The organism is Pilosibacter sp. YYHA0881, assembly GCF_051602715.1.
In the GTDB taxonomy this organism is placed as follows: domain Bacteria; phylum Bacillota; class Clostridia; order Lachnospirales; family Lachnospiraceae; genus Alitiscatomonas; species Alitiscatomonas aceti.
In genome coordinates this window covers 58,620-81,604 of record NZ_CP175657.1, presented here as the reverse complement: position 1 = coordinate 81,604, position 22,985 = coordinate 58,620, and the positions used below count along the sequence as shown (strand labels likewise).

At 53.4% G+C, this 22,985-nt stretch carries 20 protein-coding genes and 1 pseudogene; 4 read left to right on the top strand and 17 right to left on the bottom strand.

Translation table 11 applies throughout. The features are described from left to right. The first annotated feature begins 3 nt into the window (after nt 1–3). Nucleotides 4–690: a hypothetical protein gene (locus ACI6NM_RS00400; protein WP_158359348.1), complete on the top strand. Its 687-nt coding sequence runs from the start codon at nt 4–6 to the stop codon at nt 688–690. A 72-nt stretch (nt 691–762) separates the two neighbouring features. Here ACI6NM_RS00400 and sigE read toward each other — a convergent pair whose 3' ends face one another. From sigE to lgt, 16 genes are all read right to left on the bottom strand, one after another. Further along, nucleotides 763–1,503, bottom strand: coding sequence for an RNA polymerase sporulation sigma factor SigE (sigE, locus tag ACI6NM_RS00395; RefSeq protein WP_158359350.1), 741 nt, complete (start codon nt 1,501–1,503; stop codon nt 763–765). A gap of 12 nt (nt 1,504–1,515) precedes the next feature. Continuing rightward, nucleotides 1,516–2,301 carry a sigma-E processing peptidase SpoIIGA gene (locus tag ACI6NM_RS00390; RefSeq protein WP_262427493.1) on the bottom strand — a complete coding sequence of 262 codons (786 nt, stop codon included), beginning with the start codon at nt 2,299–2,301 and terminating at the stop codon, nt 1,516–1,518. A 356-nt stretch (nt 2,302–2,657) separates the two neighbouring features. Beyond that, nucleotides 2,658–3,848 carry a cell division protein FtsZ gene (gene ftsZ, locus ACI6NM_RS00385; RefSeq protein WP_022273149.1) on the bottom strand — a complete coding sequence of 397 codons (1,191 nt, stop codon included), beginning with the start codon at nt 3,846–3,848 and terminating at the stop codon, nt 2,658–2,660. 116 nt (nt 3,849–3,964) lie between these two features. Then, nucleotides 3,965–4,738 carry a cell division protein FtsQ/DivIB gene (locus tag ACI6NM_RS00380; protein WP_215653630.1) on the bottom strand — a complete coding sequence of 258 codons (774 nt, stop codon included), beginning with the start codon at nt 4,736–4,738 and terminating at the stop codon, nt 3,965–3,967. Between the two features lie 54 nt (nt 4,739–4,792). Further along, nucleotides 4,793–6,046 (bottom strand): UDP-N-acetylglucosamine 1-carboxyvinyltransferase, encoded by a 1,254-nt coding sequence (gene murA / locus ACI6NM_RS00375; protein WP_262427492.1) that lies wholly within the window; start codon nt 6,044–6,046, stop codon nt 4,793–4,795. Between the two features lie 69 nt (nt 6,047–6,115). Next, the gene (locus ACI6NM_RS00370) at nt 6,116–7,339 is read right to left on the bottom strand and encodes an FtsW/RodA/SpoVE family cell cycle protein (protein WP_022273830.1); all 1,224 of its coding nucleotides are present in this window, start codon (nt 7,337–7,339) and stop codon (nt 6,116–6,118) included. Continuing rightward, a complete protein-coding gene (gene murD / locus ACI6NM_RS00365; protein ID WP_262427658.1) occupies nt 7,321–8,673 on the bottom strand; it encodes a UDP-N-acetylmuramoyl-L-alanine--D-glutamate ligase in 1,353 nt (450 codons plus the stop codon). The genes ACI6NM_RS00370 and murD overlap by 19 nt, the downstream gene beginning before the upstream one ends. 9 nt (nt 8,674–8,682) lie before the next feature. Beyond that, nucleotides 8,683–9,651, bottom strand: a complete 969-nt coding sequence (mraY, locus tag ACI6NM_RS00360; protein ID WP_022273832.1) for a phospho-N-acetylmuramoyl-pentapeptide-transferase — start codon at nt 9,649–9,651, stop codon at nt 8,683–8,685. Nucleotides 9,652–9,817: 166 nt separating this feature from the next. Continuing rightward, entirely contained in the window at nt 9,818–11,548 is a 1,731-nt protein-coding gene (locus ACI6NM_RS00355; RefSeq protein WP_262427491.1) for a peptidoglycan D,D-transpeptidase FtsI family protein, read from the bottom strand. Nucleotides 11,549–11,603: 55 nt separating this feature from the next. Then, a complete protein-coding gene (locus ACI6NM_RS00350; RefSeq protein WP_262427490.1) occupies nt 11,604–12,278 on the bottom strand; it encodes a YkgJ family cysteine cluster protein in 675 nt (224 codons plus the stop codon). A gap of 58 nt (nt 12,279–12,336) precedes the next feature. Next, a complete protein-coding gene (locus ACI6NM_RS00345) occupies nt 12,337–14,544 on the bottom strand; it encodes a penicillin-binding transpeptidase domain-containing protein (RefSeq protein WP_330599949.1) in 2,208 nt (735 codons plus the stop codon). Next, nucleotides 14,510–14,995 (bottom strand): septum formation initiator family protein, encoded by a 486-nt coding sequence (locus ACI6NM_RS00340; protein WP_022273836.1) that lies wholly within the window; start codon nt 14,993–14,995, stop codon nt 14,510–14,512. The genes ACI6NM_RS00345 and ACI6NM_RS00340 overlap by 35 nt, the downstream gene beginning before the upstream one ends. A 23-nt stretch (nt 14,996–15,018) precedes the next feature. Continuing rightward, nucleotides 15,019–15,960 carry a 16S rRNA (cytosine(1402)-N(4))-methyltransferase RsmH gene (gene rsmH, locus ACI6NM_RS00335; RefSeq protein ID WP_022273837.1) on the bottom strand — a complete coding sequence of 314 codons (942 nt, stop codon included), beginning with the start codon at nt 15,958–15,960 and terminating at the stop codon, nt 15,019–15,021. Beyond that, a complete protein-coding gene (gene mraZ / locus ACI6NM_RS00330; RefSeq protein ID WP_022273838.1) occupies nt 15,957–16,382 on the bottom strand; it encodes a division/cell wall cluster transcriptional repressor MraZ in 426 nt (141 codons plus the stop codon). The genes rsmH and mraZ overlap by 4 nt, the downstream gene beginning before the upstream one ends. Before the next feature lie 277 nt (nt 16,383–16,659). Continuing rightward, nucleotides 16,660–16,824: an aspartyl-phosphate phosphatase Spo0E family protein gene (locus tag ACI6NM_RS00325; protein ID WP_022273839.1), complete on the bottom strand. Its 165-nt coding sequence runs from the start codon at nt 16,822–16,824 to the stop codon at nt 16,660–16,662. Continuing rightward, nucleotides 16,825–17,703, bottom strand: a complete 879-nt coding sequence (gene lgt / locus ACI6NM_RS00320; protein ID WP_262427489.1) for a prolipoprotein diacylglyceryl transferase — start codon at nt 17,701–17,703, stop codon at nt 16,825–16,827. A 202-nt stretch (nt 17,704–17,905) separates the two neighbouring features. Between lgt and ACI6NM_RS00315 the strand changes: the two genes are divergently transcribed. The 3 genes and pseudogenes from ACI6NM_RS00315 to ACI6NM_RS00305 all read left to right on the top strand — a co-directional run bounded on the left by ACI6NM_RS00315 (nt 17,906) and on the right by ACI6NM_RS00305 (nt 21,660). Then, nucleotides 17,906–19,213, top strand: a complete 1,308-nt coding sequence (locus ACI6NM_RS00315) for an amidohydrolase (RefSeq protein WP_262427488.1) — start codon at nt 17,906–17,908, stop codon at nt 19,211–19,213. Nucleotides 19,214–19,363: 150 nt separating this feature from the next. Beyond that, the gene (gene ychF / locus ACI6NM_RS00310) at nt 19,364–20,461 is read left to right on the top strand and encodes a redox-regulated ATPase YchF (protein ID WP_262427487.1); all 1,098 of its coding nucleotides are present in this window, start codon (nt 19,364–19,366) and stop codon (nt 20,459–20,461) included. Nucleotides 20,462–20,753: 292 nt separating this feature from the next. Beyond that, nucleotides 20,754–21,660 (top strand): annotated as a pseudogene (locus ACI6NM_RS00305) (transposase). 189 nt (nt 21,661–21,849) lie between these two features. Here ACI6NM_RS00305 and ACI6NM_RS00300 read toward each other — a convergent pair. After that, the gene (locus tag ACI6NM_RS00300; protein ID WP_262426941.1) at nt 21,850–22,944 is read right to left on the bottom strand and encodes a Fic family protein; all 1,095 of its coding nucleotides are present in this window, start codon (nt 22,942–22,944) and stop codon (nt 21,850–21,852) included. Between the last annotated feature and the right edge of the window lie 41 nt (nt 22,945–22,985).

Here is a 22,985-nt window from a genome sequence, read left to right as displayed (position 1 = left end):
ATTATGCCATACTGTCCAAAATGCGATATGGAATTTGTGGAGGGTGTCACCGTATGCACCGACTGCGGCGGTCCCCTTGTGGAATCCAGGGAAGCAGCCCAGGCCCAGAAGGCGGCTGAAAAGGAAAAACTGGAGCAGGAAATGCGCCTCCGGTATGAAGAGATGCAGAAAGCGGCAAAAGAAATGGAAAAACAGCCGGCCAGGCAGCCGGTTGGTACCTATGTGAAAAAAGAGCAGCGCTATGAGGATATGAATTCCTCTGCCTCCGCCTTTTTCCTGGTGGGCGGCGTACTGGCCTTGATCGCTGCTGTGAGTCTCCTGGGGTATCTGCCCCTGCCTCTTTACGGCGTTTCCCGCATCCTCTTCCATGTCCTTCTGATCCTCATGGCCGCCGGCTCCATCGCCGTGGCTGTATCCTCGAAAAAATCTGCGGCCCGGTTAAAGGTCCAGGCAGCGGATGAGGAAAAAGAAACGGAGGATATCCTCCAGTGGTTTTTAAAGACCTACTCTGCCAGAGGGCTGGACGACCAGCTTCTGATGGAGGATCCGGAGCTTTCCGGGGAAGAGCTGGAGCTGAAGCGGTTTGAACTGATCCAGGATTACCTGGTGACTGGAAGGGATCTGCCGGACCAGTCCTATGCAGACGCCCTCTGTGACATGATCTACGAACGCCTTTACGGAAAAGCCTGATACATACCGCAGTCTCCGGGAGCTGCTGCAAAAGGAAACCTTAGAAACCTCTTTTGCAGCAGCTCCCTCTTTCTATTCATACCGGACGATCTCTTTCTTTAGCCGCTTCATGATCTTCTTTTCCAGTCTGGAAATGTAGGACTGGGAGATCCCCATAAGATCCGCCACCTCTTTCTGGGTCATCTCCATGCCGTCGGGCTGCTTTAAGCCGAACCGCAGCTCCACGATCTTCTTTTCCCTGGGGTTCAGATGGTCGATGGCATTCTTTAAAAGATCCTTTTCGATCTCGTCCTCAATGTCCTTATAGATCACATCCTCGTCTGTTCCCAGAATATCCGAAAGGAGCAGCTCGTTCCCATCCCAGTCCACATTAAGAGGCTCGTCGATGGAAACCTCCAGCTTCGTCTTACTGGTCCTCCTTAAATACATGAGGATCTCATTTTCAATGCATCTGGATGCATACGTGGCCAGCTTGATATTTTTCGCCGGATCAAAGGTATTGATGGCCTTGATGAGCCCGATGGTCCCGATGGAGATCAGATCCTCCACCCCAACGCTGGTATTATCGAATTTTTTCGCTATGTAGACCACCAGCCGCAGATTATGTTCGATGAGCCGGGATCTGGCTTCCTTTTCCTCCTCAGTCCCAAGGCAGGCCAGAGTCCTGGTCTCCTCCTCCAGGGTCAGAGGCGCCGGCAGGACGTCGGCTCCGCCGATATAATGGATCTCTCCCTGGTTCTGCATGAGTATCGTGCGAAAGGTCGCCGTCTTTTTCAGCCTGAAGCGGCTGGGCACTGAGATTTTTATGATCATCTTCATTCCTCCTTAAACCACAAATTGCTCCGGGATCAGCATGGTAAAACCGCCGTCCCCCGACAGCGGCTCTCTGGCCACCGCCACCACCGGTCTCTGGATCTCCACCGTCCTTTTTTCCCATACGATCTCCATTTTTTCGAATATCACGGCCGGAAGCAGACCTGCCCGGGTCCCCACGGCCCGGTAGGGGATATAGACCACACCGTCCACCGAATCGCAGAAGCCCTTCAGGTCCCCGACGTATACCACGCTCACCGGCCTTCCGGAGACTGGCTCCCGGAGCCGGTTTCCCGAATCTGCCAGGGCCTTGAACTCTCTCTGCTCTCCCCTGTAAAAAAGCCGCACCAGAAACCGCTCCCTCCCCCGTTCCCTTTCCCTTAAAGCCCTCTTAAAAAAGAGTCCCGCCATGGCCGCCGCTCCAGAAGCCGCCGCCAGGCTTTCCCAATCCGTAAGCCAGAATATTTCTTTTAAGGAAAACAGGCTCCCTCCCAGGATACAGGCCGCCCCCAGCAGAAGCCCGTCGGCCTTTAAGAGCTCTCCAGGCGTCCCAGGAGAAAAAGCCAGCCAGCACATGAGGCTTCCGATCCCGGCTGCCGCCAGAAAAAGCTCTGCCGCTGCCGGAAGGACAGGAAACACAGCAAGGACGCAGTTGCAGACGCTTCCGGCTGCCGCTGCAGCCAGAAATCCCGGGACCCGCATCGGTATCCTCCCTAAACAGGAGGCCAGATACAGGGCCAGAAGATCCAGGAAGAAGACCCAGAGGAAAAATAAGTCCAGATAAAACTCATATTCCAAAGGCGCTCCCTCCTTTTTTGCAGAAGGTCCGCAGCCATAAAGCGGCTGCGGCAGAACTTATTATAGCCCTGCCTTCCCACATATTTTGTCAGATCCTCTGGAAAAGCCTTATTATTTATCGCCTTTTTTCTTCATTTCCCGCGAAAGCCAGAGTGAAGCCTCCGCGTTTTCTCTTTTGCTGGAAATACCGACAGAACAGTCAGATGTCTTTGAATTTTGCAAGAAAGGAATTTATATTTATTCTGCTCTTTTATATTTGGATTTTTATGACGAATCCGTCTGTGAACTGGTAAGATCAAAGGAGACGCGGCGCCGCTGAAAGCTGCGGCGCCTGTCACATTCTGAAAAGTTAGAATCTATCTGCGGTTCTTTAAGAAGTCCGGAATATTGATCTGTGTCTCTTTATGAGCCGGACGGTAGACCGGTGTGCTGTTGGGGATATTTAACTGGGGAGCTGCTGCAGCTGCTGCCTCTCCGGCTGCCGGCGCAGCAGTCCTCGGCATGGGAGATACCGGTTTCTGGACAGAGGGAGCCGGTACCTTCTGCTTATAATTGGTGAAATCCTTCATGGCCCGTTCCACAGGAGTATTGGCTCCGTGGGCGTCCAGTCCGGTGGCGATCACGGTGATCGTAGCCTCGTCCTCGGCATTTTCATCATACATGGCGCCGAAAATGATATTGGCATCGTCACCGGCCAGCTCCTGAACGTAGCTGGCAGCCTCGTTGGCCTCGATCAAGCTGATATCGCCGGAAATATTGATGATCACATGGGAAGCGCCTTCAATGGTAGTCTCAAGGAGCGGGCTGGATACGGCCTGCTTCACTGCCTCTAAGGCCTTGTCATCGCCCTTGGCCTTACCGATACCGATATGGGCGATGCCCTTGTCCGTCATAACGGTCTGGACATCAGCGAAGTCCAGGTTGATGAGGCCGGGAACGTTGATCAGATCTGTGATCCCCTGTACGGCCTGCTGGAGCACCTCATCGGCCTTCTTTAAAGCATCCGGCATGGTTGTCCGCCTGTCAACGATCTCCAGAAGACGGTCATTGGGGATCACGATCAGGGTATCCACTGCATTTTTCAGGTTTTCAATTCCCTCCAGGGCATTGTTCATACGCTGCTTTGCCTCAAAGCGGAAGGGCTTTGTCACAACGCCGACTGTAAGGATCCCCATATCCTTGGCGATTCTGGCGATCACAGGAGCCGCGCCCGTACCGGTGCCGCCGCCCATACCGCAGGTAACGAATACCATATCCGCACCCTTCATGGCCTGCGCCAGCTCCTCCTGGCTCTCCTCGGCAGCCTTTTCACCGATCTCCGGCTTTGCGCCTGCGCCCAGCCCCTTTGTGAGCTTCTCGCCGATCTGCATGGCCGTGGGGGCCTTACAGAACTGGAGCGCCTGCTTATCGGTATTGATCCCGATGAATTCTACTCCCAGGATATTCTCTTCCACCATGCGGTTTACTGCGTTATTTCCGGCGCCGCCGACACCGATCACAAGAATCCTTGCGGCATTCTCTGCCTCATTTATTTTTATTTCTAACAAGAACGTCTCCTCCTTTTAAACTTCCACTGCGTTTCTTTTGCGGAAATAGTCCAAATTAATCTAACATATATCATATTTGATTTTTGAAAAAATATCAACTATTATTTTCACAAACTTTATTTCTTTTTGAAGGTATATGTGGGCGTACTGTTGGTTTCGTCATAGGTATCCAGATACAGGGTGCCGGAAAGCCCGGAAAGCTCCGGAAGGATGCCGGAAAGCTCCGTTACCTTTCCGTCCAGATCCTCAGAATCCCCCAGCTCCACCACCACATCGCCGATATGGAGCCGGATCTCCCCGGCTCCTGCCATGGAGCTGTGATAATCCACCTTGTCCACCTTCACCTCATGGACCGACAGCACCTGGGTCAGATTTAAGATCTCCCCAAAGGTATCGGGATCTGCCACAGGAAGGGGCTGGTGCAGGATAATATGGCCGAAATCCAGTCCTGTGATCCACGGCACGCCTGGAAGCTGCTCCACAGAACTCTCCACGATGATGCCGTCCTTATCGAAATACATATAGCTGCTCATATACGAAACGTAGCCTACCACGCTCTTTTCAAAGACCACGATCTCGATCTTTGTGGGGCTCTTGAATTCGATCTTATATTCCTCGATGAACGGGATGGATTTATGCTCCCTGAACCGGTTCTCGTAATAACAGAACGCCGAATTTCTGGACCATTTTCCGCCAAGGACCAGATCGATGACCTGCTCCTCTGTATAGTGGCTGTTTCCCGTGACCTTGATCTCCTTAATGCGGACTGCAAAAACAAGGGCAGCCAGAAGGAGCAGGATCCCAAGAAGGATCCCTGCCACTGCCAGGACCTTCTTTCCTCTCCTTCTCCTCCGGTAGCCATAGCCCGCGTATCCTCTTCTTCTCCTCATCCTATTACCTGTACTCCCATCCTGTCTGGCCGGTATCCGGCTGTCATGAAGTTCCTAGAGCCAGCAGATCTCCGCGCCCAGGCTCCCAAGATCCCGGCAGAGATCCTCATAGCCGCGCCGGATATGCCGGCAGCTCCCAATGATCGAAAGGCCGTCTGCCGCCAGGCCTGCCAGCACCAGGGCCGCCCCGCCTCTCAGATCCGGCGCATCTGCGATCCCGGGCCTTAAGGGATACGTTCCCAGGGCCACGGCCGTCTGTCCCTCTGTACGGATCCTGGCTCCAAACTGCCGCAGCAGGGCCGCCGCCGCAAATCTGGCTTCAAAAACGGTTTCTGTGATCCGGCTCTCCCCGCAGGCCACAGAGGCCGCCGCCAGGAAGACCGACTGGAGATCCGTGGGAAATCCCGGATAGGGACCGGTACAGAGCGAAACAGGACCGGGCCTCTGATCCATCCGCAGACGGATCTCCTTTTCTCTTTCTTTTATGGATATGTCAGCGCCCATGCGCCTTAAAATGTAAACCGGCTCCCGCAGGTCCTCCGGCTCCGCTCCCATAACGGTCACGTCTCCCGCCGTCATGGCGGCGGCCGCCAGATACGTTCCGGCACAGATCCGGTCCCCGCCCAGAAAAAATTCCGCAGGATACAGACGCCTTACGCCCTCCACAGCGATCCGGCTCTTCCCTGCGCCGCGGATCCTGGCTCCCATGGCGGCCAGGAACCGGCAGAGCTCCATGATCTCCGGCTCTCTGGCACAGTTTTCGATCTCTGTCTCTCCCTCTGCGGTCACAGCCGCCAGGATAGCATTTTCCGTGGCTCCCACGCTGGGATAGGAAAACCGGATCCTGGCTCCCCGGAGCCGGTCTGCCCGGGCCAGGATCATGCCTCCAGCCTCAAAAAAGGAAGCCCCCAGCCGCTTCAGGGCGTACAGATGCAGGTCGATGGGCCGCTTTCCAATGACACAGCCTCCGGGATAATACGTCACCGCCTCTCCCCGTTCCGCCAGAAGCGGTCCAAGAAGGAGACAGGACGAGCGCATTTTCCCAACGTATTCCTCGGGGATCCTGTGGCCGGACGATGCTTTTGTATCCACCGTCAGGACTCCCTTTTCCAGGCTGCATTTACAGCCCAGGCTTTCCAATATCCCCATCATGGAAAAAACGTCCTCGATCTCCGGCACATGACGGATCACGGTGACGCCGTCGGCCAGCAGAGACGCCGCCATCATGGGCAGCACCGCATTTTTGGAACCCTGGATCCCAACGGTTCCCTTTAAGGGCCTTAGGCCCTGGATCTGTATTGCAGACAAACGGATCCCCCCAGATGCATGCTATACAGTATCCTATGCAGCGGACAGGCCCGGTGTTCCTCCTTATCCTTATCTCTCCAGCTTTATCTGGTTGGACACGCTGAGAGCCATGCCCATCTCCACCATGAGGAACAGCACCGAGGTGCCTCCATAGCTGATGAACGGCAGAGTGATGCCCGTATTGGGGATCACATTGGTCACCACGGCAATGTTTAAGATCACCTGGATGGCAATGTGGGCCATGACTCCCACCACCAGAAGGGCCCCAAAAAGATCCGGCGCATTTCCAGCGATCAGCATGAAACGGTAGATCATGAATAAAAAGATCAGGATCACCGATATGGCCCCGAACAGGCCCAGCTCCTCGCAGATGATGGCAAAGATCATATCGTTCTGGGGCTCCGGAAGGAAGCTGAGCTTCTGGATGCTCTGTCCCAGCCCCTTGCCCAGAAGGCCTCCGGAGCCGATGGCATAAAGCCCCTGGAGCACCTGGTAGCCTCCGTCCCTGGGATACGCCTCCGGATTCTTCCACACCAGGATCCGGCTCAGCTGGTAGGATTCCAGGATCCCGGCCTTTTCCAGGCCCATGGCGATCATGGGCGCAAAAATGAACACTGCCGCCCCCAGCGCCATGGAAAGGATGAAGATCCATTTTTTCTTACAGGCAATGAACATCATCACAAAGCCGATGCCCACGATGATCAGGCCGGAGCTTAAGTTATTGGCCATGACCATCAGGGCCAGCGGGGCGATCAGGACGATCAGCATTCCCCAGCTCCTCCACTCATCGATCTTTTTCCCCAGCCGGGTGATCACCACCGCCAGCACCAGGATCACCGTCACCTTTACAAGCTCTGTGGGCTGGAACCGCACGGACCTGGTCCCCAGCCACCGCTTCTGTCCGTTGACCTTGATCCCCAGGCTGGTGAAATTCACCAGAAACATACAGATATAGGATACCACGATGGCCGGAACGGTAAATTTCGCAAAAAAGTGGTAATCCATCTTGGAAATGACCAGCATGGCCGCAAAGCCTGCCAGAGCTATGTATCCCTGCCGTTTCATATAATAGGCCGGTCCCTGGCCCAGGACCTGGGCGTTGTAGGAGCTGGAGCTGTATATCATCACCAGGCCGAACACGGTCAGGAAGATGATGGTAAACAGCAGGCTGTAATCATAAAAACGCCTGGGCTTTTTCTTTTTGGGCTGGGGCTGGGGACGGCTGGCTTCCGTCCGTCCCCTCTGCTCCGGATGCCCGGCCCTTCTGCGGTCATTTACAGATTGTTCACGCATTCCTTAAAGATCCGCCCCCGCTCTTCATAATTTTTAAACATTCCCCAGCTTGCACAGGCCGGAGAAAGCAGCACATAATCGCCGGCATTGGCGTAGGAGGCGCAGACCTGGACAGCCTCCTGCATATCCTCTGCGTACATGATATCCGTGAGCCCATGTTTTTTTGCACACTCGGCGATCTTATCCCTGGTCTGGCCGATAAGCACCAGATACCGCACCTTTCCGTCAAAGCTTTCGATCCACTCGTCATATTCCGAATGCTTGTCATAGCCTCCGGCGATCAGCAGCGTGGGCCCCGGCATGGCGCGGATGGCCTGGATGGCCGCATCCGGGTTGGTCCCCTTGGAATCGTTATAGTAGGTGACTCCGAACCGCTCCCGCACGAACTCGATCCGGTGCTCCACCGCCTTAAAGGCCATGCAGGCCTCGCGGATCACAGGGATGGGCACGCCCATCTGGAGGGAGATGGCCACAGCTGTCATCACATTTTCATGGTTGTGGCCGCCGATGATCTGGAGATCCTTGACATCCAGCACAGGCTCCGTCTTTCCGCCGTGGCGGTATACGATCCTGTCGCCGTCCATATATACGCCCTGGTCCAGCTTTTCCCTCCGGCTGAAGTAGATCACCTTGCTCTTTAAGGTGGAGCCAAAGGCACGGAGCTCCGGATCGTCATAATTTAATACACAGGAATCCTCTTCTGTCTGGTTCCTGGCGATCCCCTCCTTTACCTGGATGTAGCAGTCCATGGTCTTATGGCGGTCCAGGTGGTCCGGAGTGATGTTGGTGATGGCCGAAACATTGGGATGGAACTCCATAATGGTCTCAAGCTGGAAGCTGGAGACCTCGGCCACCGTCACCGATTCCTCCGTGGTCTCCCTGGCATGGGCCGTATAGGGATCACCGATATTTCCAACTACAAATACGCTGTTAAAGAAATGCCTCATGATCTCGCCAGTCAGGGCCGTCGTGGTGGTCTTTCCGTTGGTTCCGGTGATGGCGATGAGCTTTCCCTGGGAACAGTGATAGGCCAGCTCGATCTCGCTCCAGATGGGGACCCGGGCCTCGTCCAGAACAGCCACAAAGGGTGCTTCCAGGGAGATACCCGGACTGATGACGCAGAGCTCCACGCCGGAAAGATCCAGCTTCTTCAGTTCTCCTAAGATCACGGAGACCTTTGCGCCCTCATCAAAATTTTTCTTTAATTCCTCGGCGGAAAGCTTCTCGTTTCCGTCATATAATACCACTTCCCCGCCCTGGGCCAGAAGAAGCTTTGCCGCTGCGATCCCGCTGATGCCGGTTCCGGCAACTAATACTTTCTGTGACATGAATATTCCTCCCTGCTATAATCCTAAGTAAGCAACCAGACAAAGGATTGCCGTGATGATGGAAAATACGGCGACGACTCTCGTTTCAGACCATCCGCACAGTTCAAAGTGATGATGGATGGGAGCCATCTTAAAGATCCGCTTTCCGCCGGTCTTTTTAAAATAAGTGACCTGGATGATAACGGAAAGCACCTCCACCAGATAGATAAGGCCCACAATGGCGATGAAGACAGGCATCTGCATCATATAGGCGCTGGAGGCCACAAAGCCTCCCAGGGCCAGAGATCCCGTATCTCCCATAAATACCCGGGCCGGATATACATTAAATAAGAGGAAGCCCAGAAGACTTCCCACAACGGCGCCCGTGATGGGGCTGATGCCGCTCTCCTCTCCCAGAGCCACCACGGTAAAAAAAGTGGCCACCAGGATCGTCACACTGGTGCAGAGTCCGTCCAGACCGTCTGTGAAATTGACGCCGTTGTCCGTTCCAAGGACGATAAAGAACAGGGCCGGTACAAAGAGCCACCCCAGATCCAGGAAATATCCGTTTTCAAAGCCGCCGGTGAAGGGGATCAGCATTTCCGTTCCTACCTCCCCGGAGGTCATCAGATAATAGGCGAAGATCCCTGTGATCACGATCTGGCCCAGAAGCTTCTGTTTCGGATTCAGCCCCTCGGACCGTTTCATGACGATCTTGATATAGTCGTCCAGAAAGCCGATGATCCCGAAGCCCACGGTCATGAACAGCACCGGGATGATCCGGGGATAATCTTTCATATAAAAAAGGGACGTGATCACAATGCTGGAAAGGATGATCAGTCCCCCCATGGTAGGCGTCCCCTGTTTTTTTAAATGGGCCTGGGGACCGTCCTCCCGGACCTGCTGGCCGAACTTTAATTTATGAAGGAATGGGATCACGATGGGGCAAAGCGCCGCACTGACCGCAAAGGCGATGATGACCGCCAGGATTGTCTCATTAACCATATTGCACCTCTGTCTCTTATGTATTGGGTCTTTTTAGTATACGTCCTTTTAAAGAATTAATCAATGGGAAAACACCATTTCCTTGTTTTCTGTCCGGATCTTCATGGGACAGACGCCCAGCTCTTCTTGTCCGCTGAGGGCGGACAGAACGACGCATGGCTGAACGCTACGTTTCATTTCCAGGCAGAAGCCCAAGATAAGGAAGGATGTTCTCAAAAATGTCGGCAATGACCGGGGCTGCGATGGTTCCGCCGTAGTAGATCCCCACCGGTTCGTCAATGGTGATGAGGGCAATGACCTGGGGATCGTCAGCCGGGGCAAAGCCCAGAAAAGAAGAGATATACTTTTTCCGGCTCCTGGGAAGCTTTTCCGAGGTGGCCGTTTTTCCTCCGATCCGGAAGCCATCCACCTTTGCCCGTTTCCCGCTGCCCTCAGCCACCACCTGCTCCAGGATATGCCGCATGGTCCGGCTGGTCTCCTCCGATACCACATTTTCCCTTACGGGATACGTAAACTCCCGCACCAGAGAGCCGTCCCGGCTCTCCGCCTTTATGGCAAAATGGGGTGTGATCCGGTTCCCTCCGTTGATGATGGAGGAGGCGGTGGTCACAAGCTGGATGGGAGTGATCTGGAACGACTGTCCAAAGGAGACCGTGGCCAGTTCCACCAGACCCATATTTTCCTTCTTATGCATAATGGTGGCCGCCTCCCCGGGAAGGTCGATGCCTGTTTTCCCCAGCAGGCCGAACTGCTGGAAATAATCGTAAAAACGCTCCGCTCCCAGCCGCTGTCCCACATCGATGAACACCGGATTACAGGAGTTCATGGCTCCCTGTAAAAAGGTCTCGCCGCCGTGGCCGCCCACCTTATGGCACCGGATCTTCCGGTCCTCCACGATCCGGAAGCCCGGACAGGAAAACCGGTCCTCCAGGGAGACCACTCCGGCCTCCAGACCGGCTGCGGCCGTGATGATCTTGAAGGTGGAGCCCGGCTCATAGGTGTCGTTGATGCACCGGTTCCTCCACATGGCGTTCAAAAGATCCTGTTTTTCCTTTCCGGAAGCGGCCCCATCCCCCTCTGCCAGGGAAAACGGGGCGTTGAGATGAAATTCCGGGGCATTGACCATGGCATAGATCTCCCCGTTCTGAGGGTTCATGACAATGACCGAAACGGCCCTGGCCCCCTTCCGCTCCATCACCTGGTACGCGGCCTGCTCTGCGTATTTCTGGATGTTCACGTCCAGGCTCACAGTCAGGGTGTTCCCGGCCACCGGCTCCAGCCGCTCCTCTGCGGCATTTTCCACCTCCACGCCTTTGGCATCGGACAGGGTAAGGATCTTTCCGTCCCGGCCCTTTAAGTATTTTTCGTACATGACCTCCAGGCCGATGATCCCCTGGTTATCGGCCCCTGTAAAGCCCAGGACCCGGGAAGCCAGGCTGTCGTAGGGGTAATACCGCTTATAATCCTCATCCACCTTGACGCCAGCAAAGCCATGGGAGCGGATCCGGTCTCCGTCGGCCTTATCCACATTGGTCTTTATGATCTCCCGGGAGGAGCGCTTTTCCACCTTTTTGCGGACCTCTGCCTCCGGCAGCTCCAGTTCCCCGGAGAGCATCCGGATCACCGCCTCCGGCTCCTCCACCTGGTTATGGACCACGGAGACCGTACAGACCGTCCGGTTGGAGGCGATGACCGTGCCGTTCCGGTCCACGATCTCCCCTCTGGCCGCCTTGATGGTCCGTTCCCTTTCATGGAGATCGTCGGCCATGGTGCTGTAATGCTCTGACCGGAAGATCATCAGATAGCCCAGCTGGCCGCAGAGCCCGGCCATAAAAAGCGACAAAAACGCCATGGTCACCAGGATCCGTCTCCTGTGATGGGTCAGAAAAGAGCTCATGACGCCACATCCATGTCCGTGTTTTGTTACTCATTATATTTCATTTCACCAGAAATTATGAATGGCTGATCCCAAAGACTGCCTCCGCCTTCCCGATCCGTTTCTCGATCTGGGCATAAAAGTCCCCATTCCTGTCATAGGGAGTCAGATAAAATTCCTTTAACACATACATGCTCAGGTTCCTGGACAGGATCCCTTCTGTATCCTCCCGGACGATCCTGGAAAGCTTCTTTAAAAAATAATGCCATCTGGAAATATAGGCATCATATTTTTCCGCTTCCGGCATATCGATCCACTTTTTCACCCTGATCTTGGCCCGGTTTGTCTTCCGGCACTCCCTGACCTGGAGAAAATACTGGAAGCTCCCGTTTTCATACAGCCGCCCCAGAGGGAAGATCCGGCAGATCCCCGGGCGGAAGCTGTGGACCGTACAGCGTCCGTTCTGATCCAGGAACGTGCATCTTTCCCCCACCCCTGTCATTTTTAGATTGGGGAGGACGATCCCATCCACCACATTCAGTTCTAAATTTTCAGTCAAAAGCGTCTCTGCTCCCACTCCTGTCCCTTCTGCCAGACGGTGCATATCCAGGGGATCCAGGACCACCGACCGGCCCATGCCCGAACAGCAGGCAGAGCAGCCTGCACAGCCGCCGCAGTCTGCTCTTACCATATCAGAAAGCCCGTAGAGCCTTCCGTCTGAAATCTCATTTAAATCGATCTGTCTTTCCATCCGTCACCTCTCTGTATCTTCGTCCCCGGCGGCTCCGGGCCGCCGGAATGCATCCCATCTACTGGGGCTCTGTTTCCCCCTGGCCTTCCGGAGCGTTTTCTGGCCCTGGGGCCGGAGGCGTTTCCGACAGAGTCTCAGAGGCCGCCTCCCCAGGGGTCTGGCCGCCTCCGGCCACGGTGTCGGGAAGTCCCAGCCCGTCGTCATAAGGCACGACCTCCTCACCGGCCGGCTCGGTCTCCGGAATGGTCTCCCCGTTTTCATCGGTCATGGGCTCCGTTTCCTCTGCCTGGGTCTCTCCGTCTCCAGCTTCCCCTCCGGGCTCCAGACCGCCCTGGTTCTGGTTGGTGATCCCCTCACCCTGGGCCGCCAGGCTCTCGTCCTCGGTCCCGGCCACATCCGTATCCGGGAAAATATTCATATAAGGAAGGACTTCTGTCATGATCTTCTGGAACACCTCTGTGGCAAAGGTACTGTGGGCCTGTTCCTTTCCCGGCAGATTGGGCGTGTCGATGACCACATAGGTCAGGACCTGGGGATCGTCGGCCGGGGCAAAGCCCGCAAAGGACAGCAGGTAATTGTTGGCAGACCGGGGCAGCTTCTGGGCCGTTCCCGTCTTTCCGCCGATCTTATATCCGGCCACCCGTCCTGCCTTACCGGTGCCTTCCTCACTGTCCACGGTCAGGAACATGGCGTTTCTTACAAAATCGCTGGTGGCCTGGGATACGGTCTCCCGCACCAGATTGGGTTCCACCTTCTTCACCACGGCTCCCTGGTCGTTTAAGATCTGCTTCACCACATGGGGCTCATAATAGGAGCCGCCGTTGATCACCGACGACAGGGCCGCCGCCATCTGGACCATGGTACAGTTGTACGTCTGACCAAAGGAGTTACAGGCCAGATCCGCCGCTCCCATGTTGTCTGCATGGAAGATCAGTCCGGCCGTATCGGCCTCGCCGGGAAGATCGATCCCCGTCTTCTGGCCAAAGCCGAAGATCTCCTGGTATCTGGCAAACCGTTCCACACCCATACGGGCTGCGATCTGCATCATCGCGTCGTTGCAGGATTTCATCAGGGTCTGCTCCACCGAAAGGACGCCGTGGCCGTAAATGCTGACGCACTTGATCCGGTGGCCGCCCACCTCCTGGGCGCCGTCGCAGACAAAGGTCTCCTGGGGGCCGATCACCCCCTCCTCCAGGGCAGCCGCCACCGTTAAGGGCTTGGCCGGGGAACCTGGCTCGAAGCTGTCGCTGACACAGAAGTTCCTCCACATCTGGTTCCAGGCCTCTGACTTCTGCTCCTCAGTCATGGCGTCGATCTGCTCCTGGGTGTACATAGCCCCCAGATTTCTCGGATCGTTGAGGTCATACCGCCGGTTGGAGGCCATGGCCAGGATCTCGCCGTTGTTGGGGTTCATCACCAGCACCGCCGCCGTCTTGCTCCCGATGCCGTTCATCCACTCGTCGATGTACTTTTCCACGATCTTCTGGATATTGGTGTCAATGGTGGAAACAATGGTGTTTCCGTTTTCCGCTGATTTGATGACCTTCTCCATATTGGATTCGGCATCCAGATAGCCATACTCCCGGCCGTTGGTGCCGATGAGCTGATCGTTGTAAAACTGCTCGATGCCGCCGCTTCCCTGCTTTCCGTTGTCAAAGGAAAAGCCCACCACATTGCAGGCCACGGAGCCGTAGGGATAGACCCGCTTATACTCGTCCTCAAACCATACGCCCTGGACCCGCTTCCTGCTCCTGGAGTCTATATACTGCTTGTTCACCTCTTTGGCCTTTGCCTCGAAGGCCTCCTTTTCCTCTGCCGAAAGCTGTCTCCGGAACTTCACATAATAGGAATTCGGGTTTTCATTGATGGCTGAAAGGATCTCCTCCCGGTCGTATCCGAATACGTCCACCAGGGCCGTCACTGTGGTCTCCAGATAATTGGCTGAATCCTTATTGATCTGGTTGGGATCCAGGATCAGATTGTAGACCTTTTCGCTGGTGGCCAGGTAGGTGCCGTTCCGGTCCACAATGTCCCCCCGCCGGTAGGGCAGGGTACGGCTGTTGTAGGAGGACTGCTGGTTTAAGACGATCTCCGTATACTCCTCGTTCTTCTCATCCACCAGCATATAGAGCTTCACCGCAAGACCAAACAAAGCCAGCGTAATTACGAGGACCGTAACCGCCAGCTTTTCCTGCATGTATCTTGAGAATATTTTTTTGTGCTTGTTCTGACTACCGTTCCGGGATGTCTTCATACTGTCTAACATACTCGCTTTCTGTCTTGTTATACATCCTTACCTGGTCCTTATTGGCATAGACCATCCCCAGCTCCTCTGTGGCGATCTTATAGATATTGTCCAGATCGATGGACGTATTGATCCGGGTCTCCAGAGCGTCATTGTCCGCCTTCTTTTTTTCAATGGATGCCTCCAGGGCCTCGATGTGGTTGAGCCTGGCGGCGATGGAGGACTGGAGCTGTAAATAGCTGACGCAGAAATAAAGGGTGCACACTGCGGCAATGGTCAGTACGATCACATACGGCAGGTCCATCTGGAGTGCTTTTTCCTGGTTTCTTCTGACAGTAACAGTACGGCTCTGGCTGCTGGCCTCCCGTCTGGGCTCCCTGGGCCTCTCCTGTCTTCTTTCCGGTTCCAGCTTTCTGGCCGCAGTCCCACTGACATATTCCGGCGCTGCCCCTCTTCTGGTCTTTGCTGCCATACTATCACTTCCTTTCCTATTCCTTATGATCCGCTCCGTTCAAACACACGGAGCTTTGAGCTTTTTGATCTTGTATTTTCCTCCAGCTCCTGTCCGCTGGGAACGATAGGCTTTCTTGTGATGACCTTTCCCCGGCTTTTCCTTCCGCAGACGCATACGGGAAAGTCCGGCGGGCAGATACATGGGTTTTCACAGGTCTTAAACCGTGTCTTGACGATCCGGTCCTCCAACGAGTGGAAGGTGATGATGGAAAGCCTTCCTCCTGGATTTAAAAGATCCACCATTGTATCGATGGATTCGTCCAGCACCTCCAGCTCATGGTTCAGCTCAATGCGGATGGCCTGGAAGGTGCGCTTGGCCGGGTGGCCTCCCTCGGCCCGTACCCTGGCCGGGATGGCGGCCTTGATGATCTCCACCAGCTCATCGGTGGTTTCGATCCGTTTCTCCTGGCGCGCTTTCACAATGTGCTTTGCAATATTTTTCGCAAACCGGTCCTCACCGTAATCACGGATGATCCGGTACAGCTCCATCTCGCTGTATTCATTGACGATATCCGCGGCCGTTTTTTCGTTTCTCTGGTCCATACGCATATCCAACGGCGCGTTTTCCCGGTAGGTAAAGCCCCGCTCTGCCGTATCCAGCTGATAGGAGGATACGCCCAGGTCCAGGTAGATCCCGTCCACTTTTTCGATCCCCAGGCTGGACAGCACCTCTTTTATATTTCTGTAATTGCTCCTGACGATGGTAACCTTCTCTCCGTATTCCTTAAGCCTCCCAGAAGCTGCCTGGATGGCGTCTGCATCCTGGTCGATGCCGATGAGACGGCCTTTGGGGCCCAGCCGCTTTAGGACCTCATAAGCATGGCCGCCGCCGCCCAGGGTACCGTCCACATAGATCCCGTCCGGCTTAATATTCAGGCTGTCTACGGTTTCATAAAGGAGAACTGACTTGTGTTCAAAAATCATATGCCAAGACCTTCCATATTTTCTGCGATTTCTTCCATATCATCATACACGTTCTTCTCTGTCCAGAGCGCCTTGTTCCAGATCTCGATCCGGCTTCCGACTCCCACCAGGACCACATCCTTTTCCAGCTTCGCAAATTCCCGGAGGACCGCAGGGATCAGGATTCTGCCCTGCCTGTCCACCTCGCAGGCGCTGGCGCCGGCCAGGAAAAACCTTGTAAATTTTCTGGCATTGGCATTTGTAAGAGGAAGTGCGTGGAGTTTTTCTTCAAAGGATCTCCATTCGGAATTTTCGTACACAAAAAGACACCCGTCCAGTCCCTTGGTCACAACGAACTCATCGCCCAGCTGTTCCCGGAACCTGGATGGTACGATCAAACGGCCCTTGGCATCGATTGTGTGACTGTATTCTCCAATGAACATCGTCTTCTCCTGTTGCCACCGCGCTCCATGGGGAACCACCGTTCCACCATTTAGCACCACTTTAACCCACTTTCCACCACTTCTTCTTTAATATTAGTACATATGAAAGAAAATAGCAAGGAATTTTTAAAGAAAAAACCGCCGGGAATCCTGTTCCCGACGGCCCCATCTGCTTTTAAGTTTTATTGGACAACAGGGGAATTTCTCCTCTTTCGTACCGCCCACCAACGGGCCAAACAAAAAACGTGAACACAAAGACCGGCCCGCGCCGGTTCCGCTAATAGCCGGCCGCCATATACTGCTCGATCAAGGCATCCAGCTCCACACTGTACTGATATACGGCAGCGTAATCCTCCTTCTCATCAATACTCCGGTTCAGCTTTGCTCTCACACTCTCGATCCTCTGGATCAGCTTCTCACGCTCTTCATTCAACCCATTCATTTACACTGTTTCCTCGCTTTCTCCTGGTCCCTTCCTTCGATGGAACAGGAGAACAGCCAGGGAAATGACCGCGATCACCATGGATAATACCTGAGAGACTGCAAGTTCCGTTCCCGGGATCAGAAGCTGGTCCGTCCGAAGCCCTTCGATCCACGCGCGTCCGATTCCATATCCGGTAAGATAAATCAGTAACATTTCTCCTGTAAATTTCTTTCTCTTTCTGTACCAGAGCATAAATAAAAGAAGCCCCAGGTTCCACATGGATTCGTAAAGGAACGTCGGGTGGACCTGGATATACTCGATCCCGTTTTCCGTGATCAGATTCTCCAGAAGTTCCTGGGATATCATGCTTTCATTGACAATGCTCCGTTTGATCCGCATGGCGAACAGGCTGTCCGTATAGCCGCCGAAGGCCTCGCAGTTCACAAAGTTTCCCCAGCGGCCGATGATCTGCCCGGTCACAAGGCCGAGACAGGCGCTGTCCGCCATGGACAGGAATGAAAGCTTACGCTTTCTTGTGAACACGATCAGCGTGACCACTGCGGCGATGATCCCTCCGTAGATGGCCAGGCCGCCCTTCCGTATATTGAAGATCTCCGCCAGATGATCCTTATAATACCCCCACTGGAACACCACATAATAGAGACGGGCCCCGATGATCGCAAAGATCACTCCATACAGCATGAAATCCAGATATATCTCCGGATCCTGCCCCCTCCTTTTAGCATCCTGCTGGGCCACCAGAAGTCCGGCGATCATTCCGATCCCGATGATCAGGCCGTAATATGCAAAGGATACTCCAAAAATAGAGAAGCTTTTTGTCATATTCTGGACGGATATCCCCAGGTGTATAAAGCTTAAATCTGCCCCTTCCGCCATATCAAACACTCCTTTTGTCGTTTATGTTTCCTATTTTACTCCGAAATACTACAAAAAGCAAATAAATTCGCATGACACCGTCTCCCTTATTTCGACAAAAGTTCCCGTTTCTGTTGTGCAGCCCACACCCGTTTTCCTTGCATTTTTCATCCGGGGCTTATATACTGAAAGCAGAAAAAATACTGCTGAATGGAGGCAAAAAATGGATATCACTTCTTATTTAAACAGCCTGGAGGACTGCCGGGAAGCCCTAATACGCTTCCGCCGGGACCTGCACCGTCATCCGGAGCCAGGATGGAAGGAATTTTATACCACTGCCAGACTCATTGCCGCGCTGAAAGATCACGGGATCCCTGCAAAATATGGAAAAGAGATCCTTCACAGGGATTATCTCTGGGGTTATCCTCCCCAGAAGGAGCTGGACGTATGCATGGAGCGTGCCGTAAGCCAGGGAGCGGACGCCGGTATCATTAAGGAAATGGACGGCTTCACCGGGGCCATGGCTGTGATCGAAACCGGAAATCCCGGACCGGTGACGGCGCTGCGCTTTGATATCGACTGCAACGATGTGGGCGAGGATATGGACCCCTGCCGCCTTCCGGTAAAAAATGGCTTTTCTTCTGAAAACTGCGGATGCATGCACGCCTGCGGCCACGATGGCCACGCTTCCCTGGGGCTTTTCGTCTGCCTGGCTCTGAACGCCATCCGTAAGGATCTCTCCGGCGTCATAAAGGTCATCTTCCAGCCGGCGGAGGAAGGCGTCCGGGGCGCCCAGTCCATTGCAGAAAGCGGCATCCTGGACGACGTGGACTGGTTCCTTTCCGGCCATCTGGGCATGGGCTGGAAAACCGGCGAGCTCCTGGCCCTGACCAACGGCTTCCTCTCTACTACAAAAATAGACGCAGTCATCACCGGCCTCTCCTCCCATGCAGGGGCTTCCCCCCAGGATGGCCATAACGCGATCCTGGCCGCCTGCTCAGCCACCCTGGCCATGCATACCGCCTGTCAGGACTCCCGGGGAGCCGCCAGGCTCAACGTGGGGACCATCTCCGGAGGCACCGGACGGAACGTGGTTGCAGACCGGGCGGTCCTCCAGCTGGAGACCCGGGGAGAGACCACGGAGATCGAACGCACCGTCTTTGGCCGGGCCATGAGCAGCTTAAAGGGCGCGGCTGAAATGTTCGGATGCACGGTGGATACAAAGATCATGGGCAGCGCCTCCGGTGCCGACAGCGACGACGCCCTGGAGCCCTTCATAAAAGCCGGGGCTTCCAGGATCCCGGAGATCACCCGCTACGTTCCCAGCGGAGGCTTCACCGGCTCCGAGGACGCCGCCTACCTGATGTCCAGAGTCCAGGCCCATGGCGGAAAGGCAGCCTACATGTGCATCGGCTGCGACATTGCGGCTCCCCACCACAACGCCCGGTTCGACATCGACGAGAACGCGCTGATGACGGGACTTAAGCTCTATGTTTCGGTTCTCTGGGAGCTGCTGGGCCAAAAGCAGTGATTTTTGCCTTGAGAAAAAGAAATGCATATGCTATGATTACTTGTGGCTTTGGACCCTTTTCCGGGCTCATGGCCCTGCGGTCTCCTAAAAGACCGGCCAGATGAAAAGCACCTTATATGCAATAGGAAAAGCAAAGGAGAATATAGACCCATGAAATTAGGTATCGTTGGCCTTCCTAATGTAGGAAAGAGCACACTGTTCAACTCTCTGACAAAAGCCGGCGCGGAATCCGCCAACTATCCGTTCTGTACCATCGACCCCAACGTGGGCGTGGTTCCGGTTCCGGACTTCCGTTTAAAGCTGCTGACAGACCTTTATCATTCTGAAAAGACCACTCCTGCGGTCATCGAATTCGTGGATATCGCAGGCCTCGTAAAGGGCGCCTCCAAGGGCGAGGGCCTGGGAAACCAGTTCCTGTCCAATATCCGTGAGGTGGACGCCATCGTCCATGTGGTACGCTGCTTCGAGGATCCCAACGTGATCCATGTGGACGGCAGCGTGGACCCGCTCCGCGACATCGAGACCATCAACCTGGAGCTGATCTTCTCTGATATCGAGATCCTGGACCGGCGGATCGCCAAAAACGGCCGCGGCGCTGCCAACAACAAGGCCCTGGCCAAGGAGGTGGAGCTTTTAAAATCATTAAAGGCCCATCTGGAGGACGGAAAACTGGCAAAAAGCTTCCCCTGTGACGATGAGGACACCAGAGACTTTATCAACACCTTAAACCTCCTGACCTGGAAGCCGGTGATCTTTGCCGCCAACGTAAGCGAGGACGATCTGGCCGACGATGGCGCTTCCAATGAGTATGTGAACCAGGTCCGCGGATTTGCCGCTGAAAATGACAGCGAGGTATTTGTGATCTGCGCCCAGATCGAGCAGGAGATCGCCGAGCTGGACGATGACGAAAAGAAGGAATTTCTGGAGGATCTTGGTTTAAAGGAATCCGGTCTGGAAAAGCTCATCGCCGCCAGCTACCGTCTCTTGGGCCTCATCAGCTATCTGACTGCCGGTGAAAAGGAGACCCGCGCCTGGACCATTAAGGTAGGCACCAAGGCTCCCCAGGCCGCAGGAAAGATCCACTCCGATTTTGAGAGGGGCTTCATTAAGGCCGAGGTGGTCAACTACCAGGATCTTCTGGACTGCGGAAGCTACTCTGCCGCCAAGGAAAAGGGACTGGTACGGATCGAGGGGAAAGAGTATGTGGTAAAAGACGGAGATGTTGTATTATTCCGGTTTAATGTGTAAAGATAGACAGTTTTAAAGAGCTGCCTGTACCTAAAAAGGCCCTGGGGTCAATAAACTTTCAGTCTGCAATTTTTGCAGACGGTCTGCACAATCATAATCACCTGTCCAACGGGTGGTTTGCTCTAGGGCTATAAGCCCTTGTTACTAGTGGGCTGTCGGGAAATAGATAGTCTAAAACAGGGCCGGCTGTGACTTATGTGAGTCACAACCGACCCTGAAATTTTTTCATAAAAAAGAGAAAAAGATGGCTAACGACAACCATCTTTTCCCCGTTCCATGTTATAATGGAACTATGCTTAAACAAGATTATTATAACAACTTTTTTGATTTTGGGCAACAGAAAATTAACTTCAGCTTCTTCGAATTGCATTTACCCGACGACGATCCTGTCTATACCCTGAAAAAAGTAATGGAGGAATTGGATTTTTCAAGCCTGCTGGCCTGTTGTTCAGACCAGGGAAGAACCGGGTACAATCCAATCATGCTGTATGCTGTTGTTACCTACGCAAACATGCGTGGCATCCGGGCCGTTGACCGGATCGTGGAGCTGTGTGAACGGGACCTGGCTTTCATCTGGCTGACCAAAGGCCAGAGACCCAGGCGGGATGCTTTTTATGATTTTAAGGGGAAAAAGCTATATCAAGCTTCAGGATCACGAAAAACGGAAGACCCGTGCATACCAAGCGGATATCGGAAAGTATTATAACATGAGCTGTGCCGTTTTTGAGGATGAGTATTACTACATCTGCCATGATGGGCGGGAACTGCGGCATATGCGGACGGAAAGCAGGATACAGGATGGGTATACCCAGACCTTTGAAGTATATGGCTGTGCAGACTGCAGCGGTTGTGAACATAAGGCAAAATGTCTGTACAAATATGATGCTGAAAAGCATTCAGACCGAAACAAGGTCATGAAGATCAATGAACGGTGGGAAGAGCTGAAAGAGGAAACCAATGAAAACATCCAGAGTGAAGAAGGGATCCTGAAGCGTCAGACACGGTCGATCCAGACGGAAGGCCACTTTGGTGACATCAAAGAGAATGAGAACTTCCGGAGATTCCATTACCGTTCAAAAGAAAAGGTGTATAAAGAGTTCATGCTGTATGCGATCGGGCGGAATATCATGAAATACCACCGGTTTCTGCATCATGAGATTGAAAAATACGAAGGGAAAAAGGAACAAAAAACTGCTTAAAGGCAATGAGCGTTCCCAAAATGCCAAACGAGGGGATACTATGCCCTGAAATTGGAGACAAAAAGGGAATGAGACAGTCCGGCAGAAAACTATGGCCCTGAAAAAGCCAGGAGTTCTGCGGACTGTCTCATTCTTTTGTTATCCGGGGAAAAAATCGGTATTAACCGACAGCCCCCTACAATGCCCAAATTACATCTTAAATTTATATCTTCCTTTTCCGTGACCGGATACTGGCTCAATAATATCTGCCTGCACTAAATTGGAAAGAAGTTTTGAAGCACCTGAACCTTTCAGCCCAAGAAGTTCCATAACTGCACTTCTTCCAAACACCTCATCGAAACCAAACTTTTCAAAAAGTCTATGGATATGAATCGTCGTTTTTACCGAGAAATCACTACCTTTTTCGGAAAGTACACTTTCATTATCCACTTTTGTATCTTGAATGTCCACTTTTTCTTCATTCAAAAGTCCACTTATATGAAGATTTCGATTATAAAGCTCATTTTTCTCGTTCAAAAGTAGATTTCTGAGAAACGCTTCCAGATACTCTGTTGTTTCGTGAATACCTTTTCGCAAGTTCGTATAGTTTGCACGGACAAGTGCATTTCTGAAATACCACGCATTTTCTGCAAAAATATCATTGGTTGCAGAGAACCCAAGCGCCTTTAAGTATTTGATGAAGAACACTGCCGTTGTTCTCGTATTACCTTCCCCGAAGATATGGATTTGCCATAACCTTGAAACAAATAGCGCAAGATGATGGATAATCTCGTCCATTGAAAGTCCTTTGTAGCTAAAATCTTTCTCCTGCGAAAAATCGTATTCAAGTGTAGCTCTCAGTTCGGACGCACTACCGTACATAACGGTTGCTCCATCAAGCACCCATTCTTTCTTTGTGATGTTGTAATCTCTGATCTTTCCGGCGTGTTTATAAATACCCTGAAAGAGTTTACGATGGATAGAGATATATTCGTTTGGCGAAAATGAAAACGCTGTTTCAGAAAGAATTTCTGCGATACGGGACGAAACCTTATCTGCTTCTTCGGTACGCTCATCATCGGACAAATGCACTGGTCTTTCTTCATAATAGCTGTCAATAAGACTCTGTGCTTCCTTCATCGTGATTTTACCTTCAATGTTCTGAATGGCAGTATCAATCAAATATTTAGATGGTTTGAGTCCGTCCACTGCCTGAAGTCCGATTGCCGTACTCCAAGCATACCCCTTATAAGCTTTATCCGGTTCAGACTCCCTCAAATATTCCTTAAACGGGTCTTTTTCCATATCCACTACCTCGCTTCATAGTCTTATAATTCAAATCTGCA

Coding starts and splice junctions, on each gene's coding strand:
- ACI6NM_RS00400 (WP_158359348.1), top strand. CDS start 4: ATGCCATACTGTCCAAAATGCGATATGGAATTTGTGGAGGGTGTCACC.
- sigE (WP_158359350.1), bottom strand. CDS start 1,503: ATGATCATAAAAATCTCAGTGCCCAGCCGCTTCAGGCTGAAAAAGACG.
- ACI6NM_RS00380 (WP_215653630.1), bottom strand. CDS start 4,738: ATGAGGAGAAGAAGAGGATACGCGGGCTATGGCTACCGGAGGAGAAGG.
- ACI6NM_RS00370 (WP_022273830.1), bottom strand. CDS start 7,339: ATGCGTGAACAATCTGTAAATGACCGCAGAAGGGCCGGGCATCCGGAG.
- mraY (WP_022273832.1), bottom strand. CDS start 9,651: ATGGTTAATGAGACAATCCTGGCGGTCATCATCGCCTTTGCGGTCAGT.
- ACI6NM_RS00355 (WP_262427491.1), bottom strand. CDS start 11,548: ATGAGCTCTTTTCTGACCCATCACAGGAGACGGATCCTGGTGACCATG.
- ACI6NM_RS00350 (WP_262427490.1), bottom strand. CDS start 12,278: ATGGAAAGACAGATCGATTTAAATGAGATTTCAGACGGAAGGCTCTAC.
- ACI6NM_RS00345 (WP_330599949.1), bottom strand. CDS start 14,544: ATGTTAGACAGTATGAAGACATCCCGGAACGGTAGTCAGAACAAGCAC.
- ACI6NM_RS00340 (WP_022273836.1), bottom strand. CDS start 14,995: ATGGCAGCAAAGACCAGAAGAGGGGCAGCGCCGGAATATGTCAGTGGG.
- rsmH (WP_022273837.1), bottom strand. CDS start 15,960: ATGATTTTTGAACACAAGTCAGTTCTCCTTTATGAAACCGTAGACAGC.
- mraZ (WP_022273838.1), bottom strand. CDS start 16,382: ATGTTCATTGGAGAATACAGTCACACAATCGATGCCAAGGGCCGTTTG.
- ACI6NM_RS00325 (WP_022273839.1), bottom strand. CDS start 16,824: ATGAATGGGTTGAATGAAGAGCGTGAGAAGCTGATCCAGAGGATCGAG.
- lgt (WP_262427489.1), bottom strand. CDS start 17,703: ATGGCGGAAGGGGCAGATTTAAGCTTTATACACCTGGGGATATCCGTC.
- ACI6NM_RS00315 (WP_262427488.1), top strand. CDS start 17,906: ATGGATATCACTTCTTATTTAAACAGCCTGGAGGACTGCCGGGAAGCC.
- ychF (WP_262427487.1), top strand. CDS start 19,364: ATGAAATTAGGTATCGTTGGCCTTCCTAATGTAGGAAAGAGCACACTG.
- ACI6NM_RS00300 (WP_262426941.1), bottom strand. CDS start 22,944: ATGGAAAAAGACCCGTTTAAGGAATATTTGAGGGAGTCTGAACCGGAT.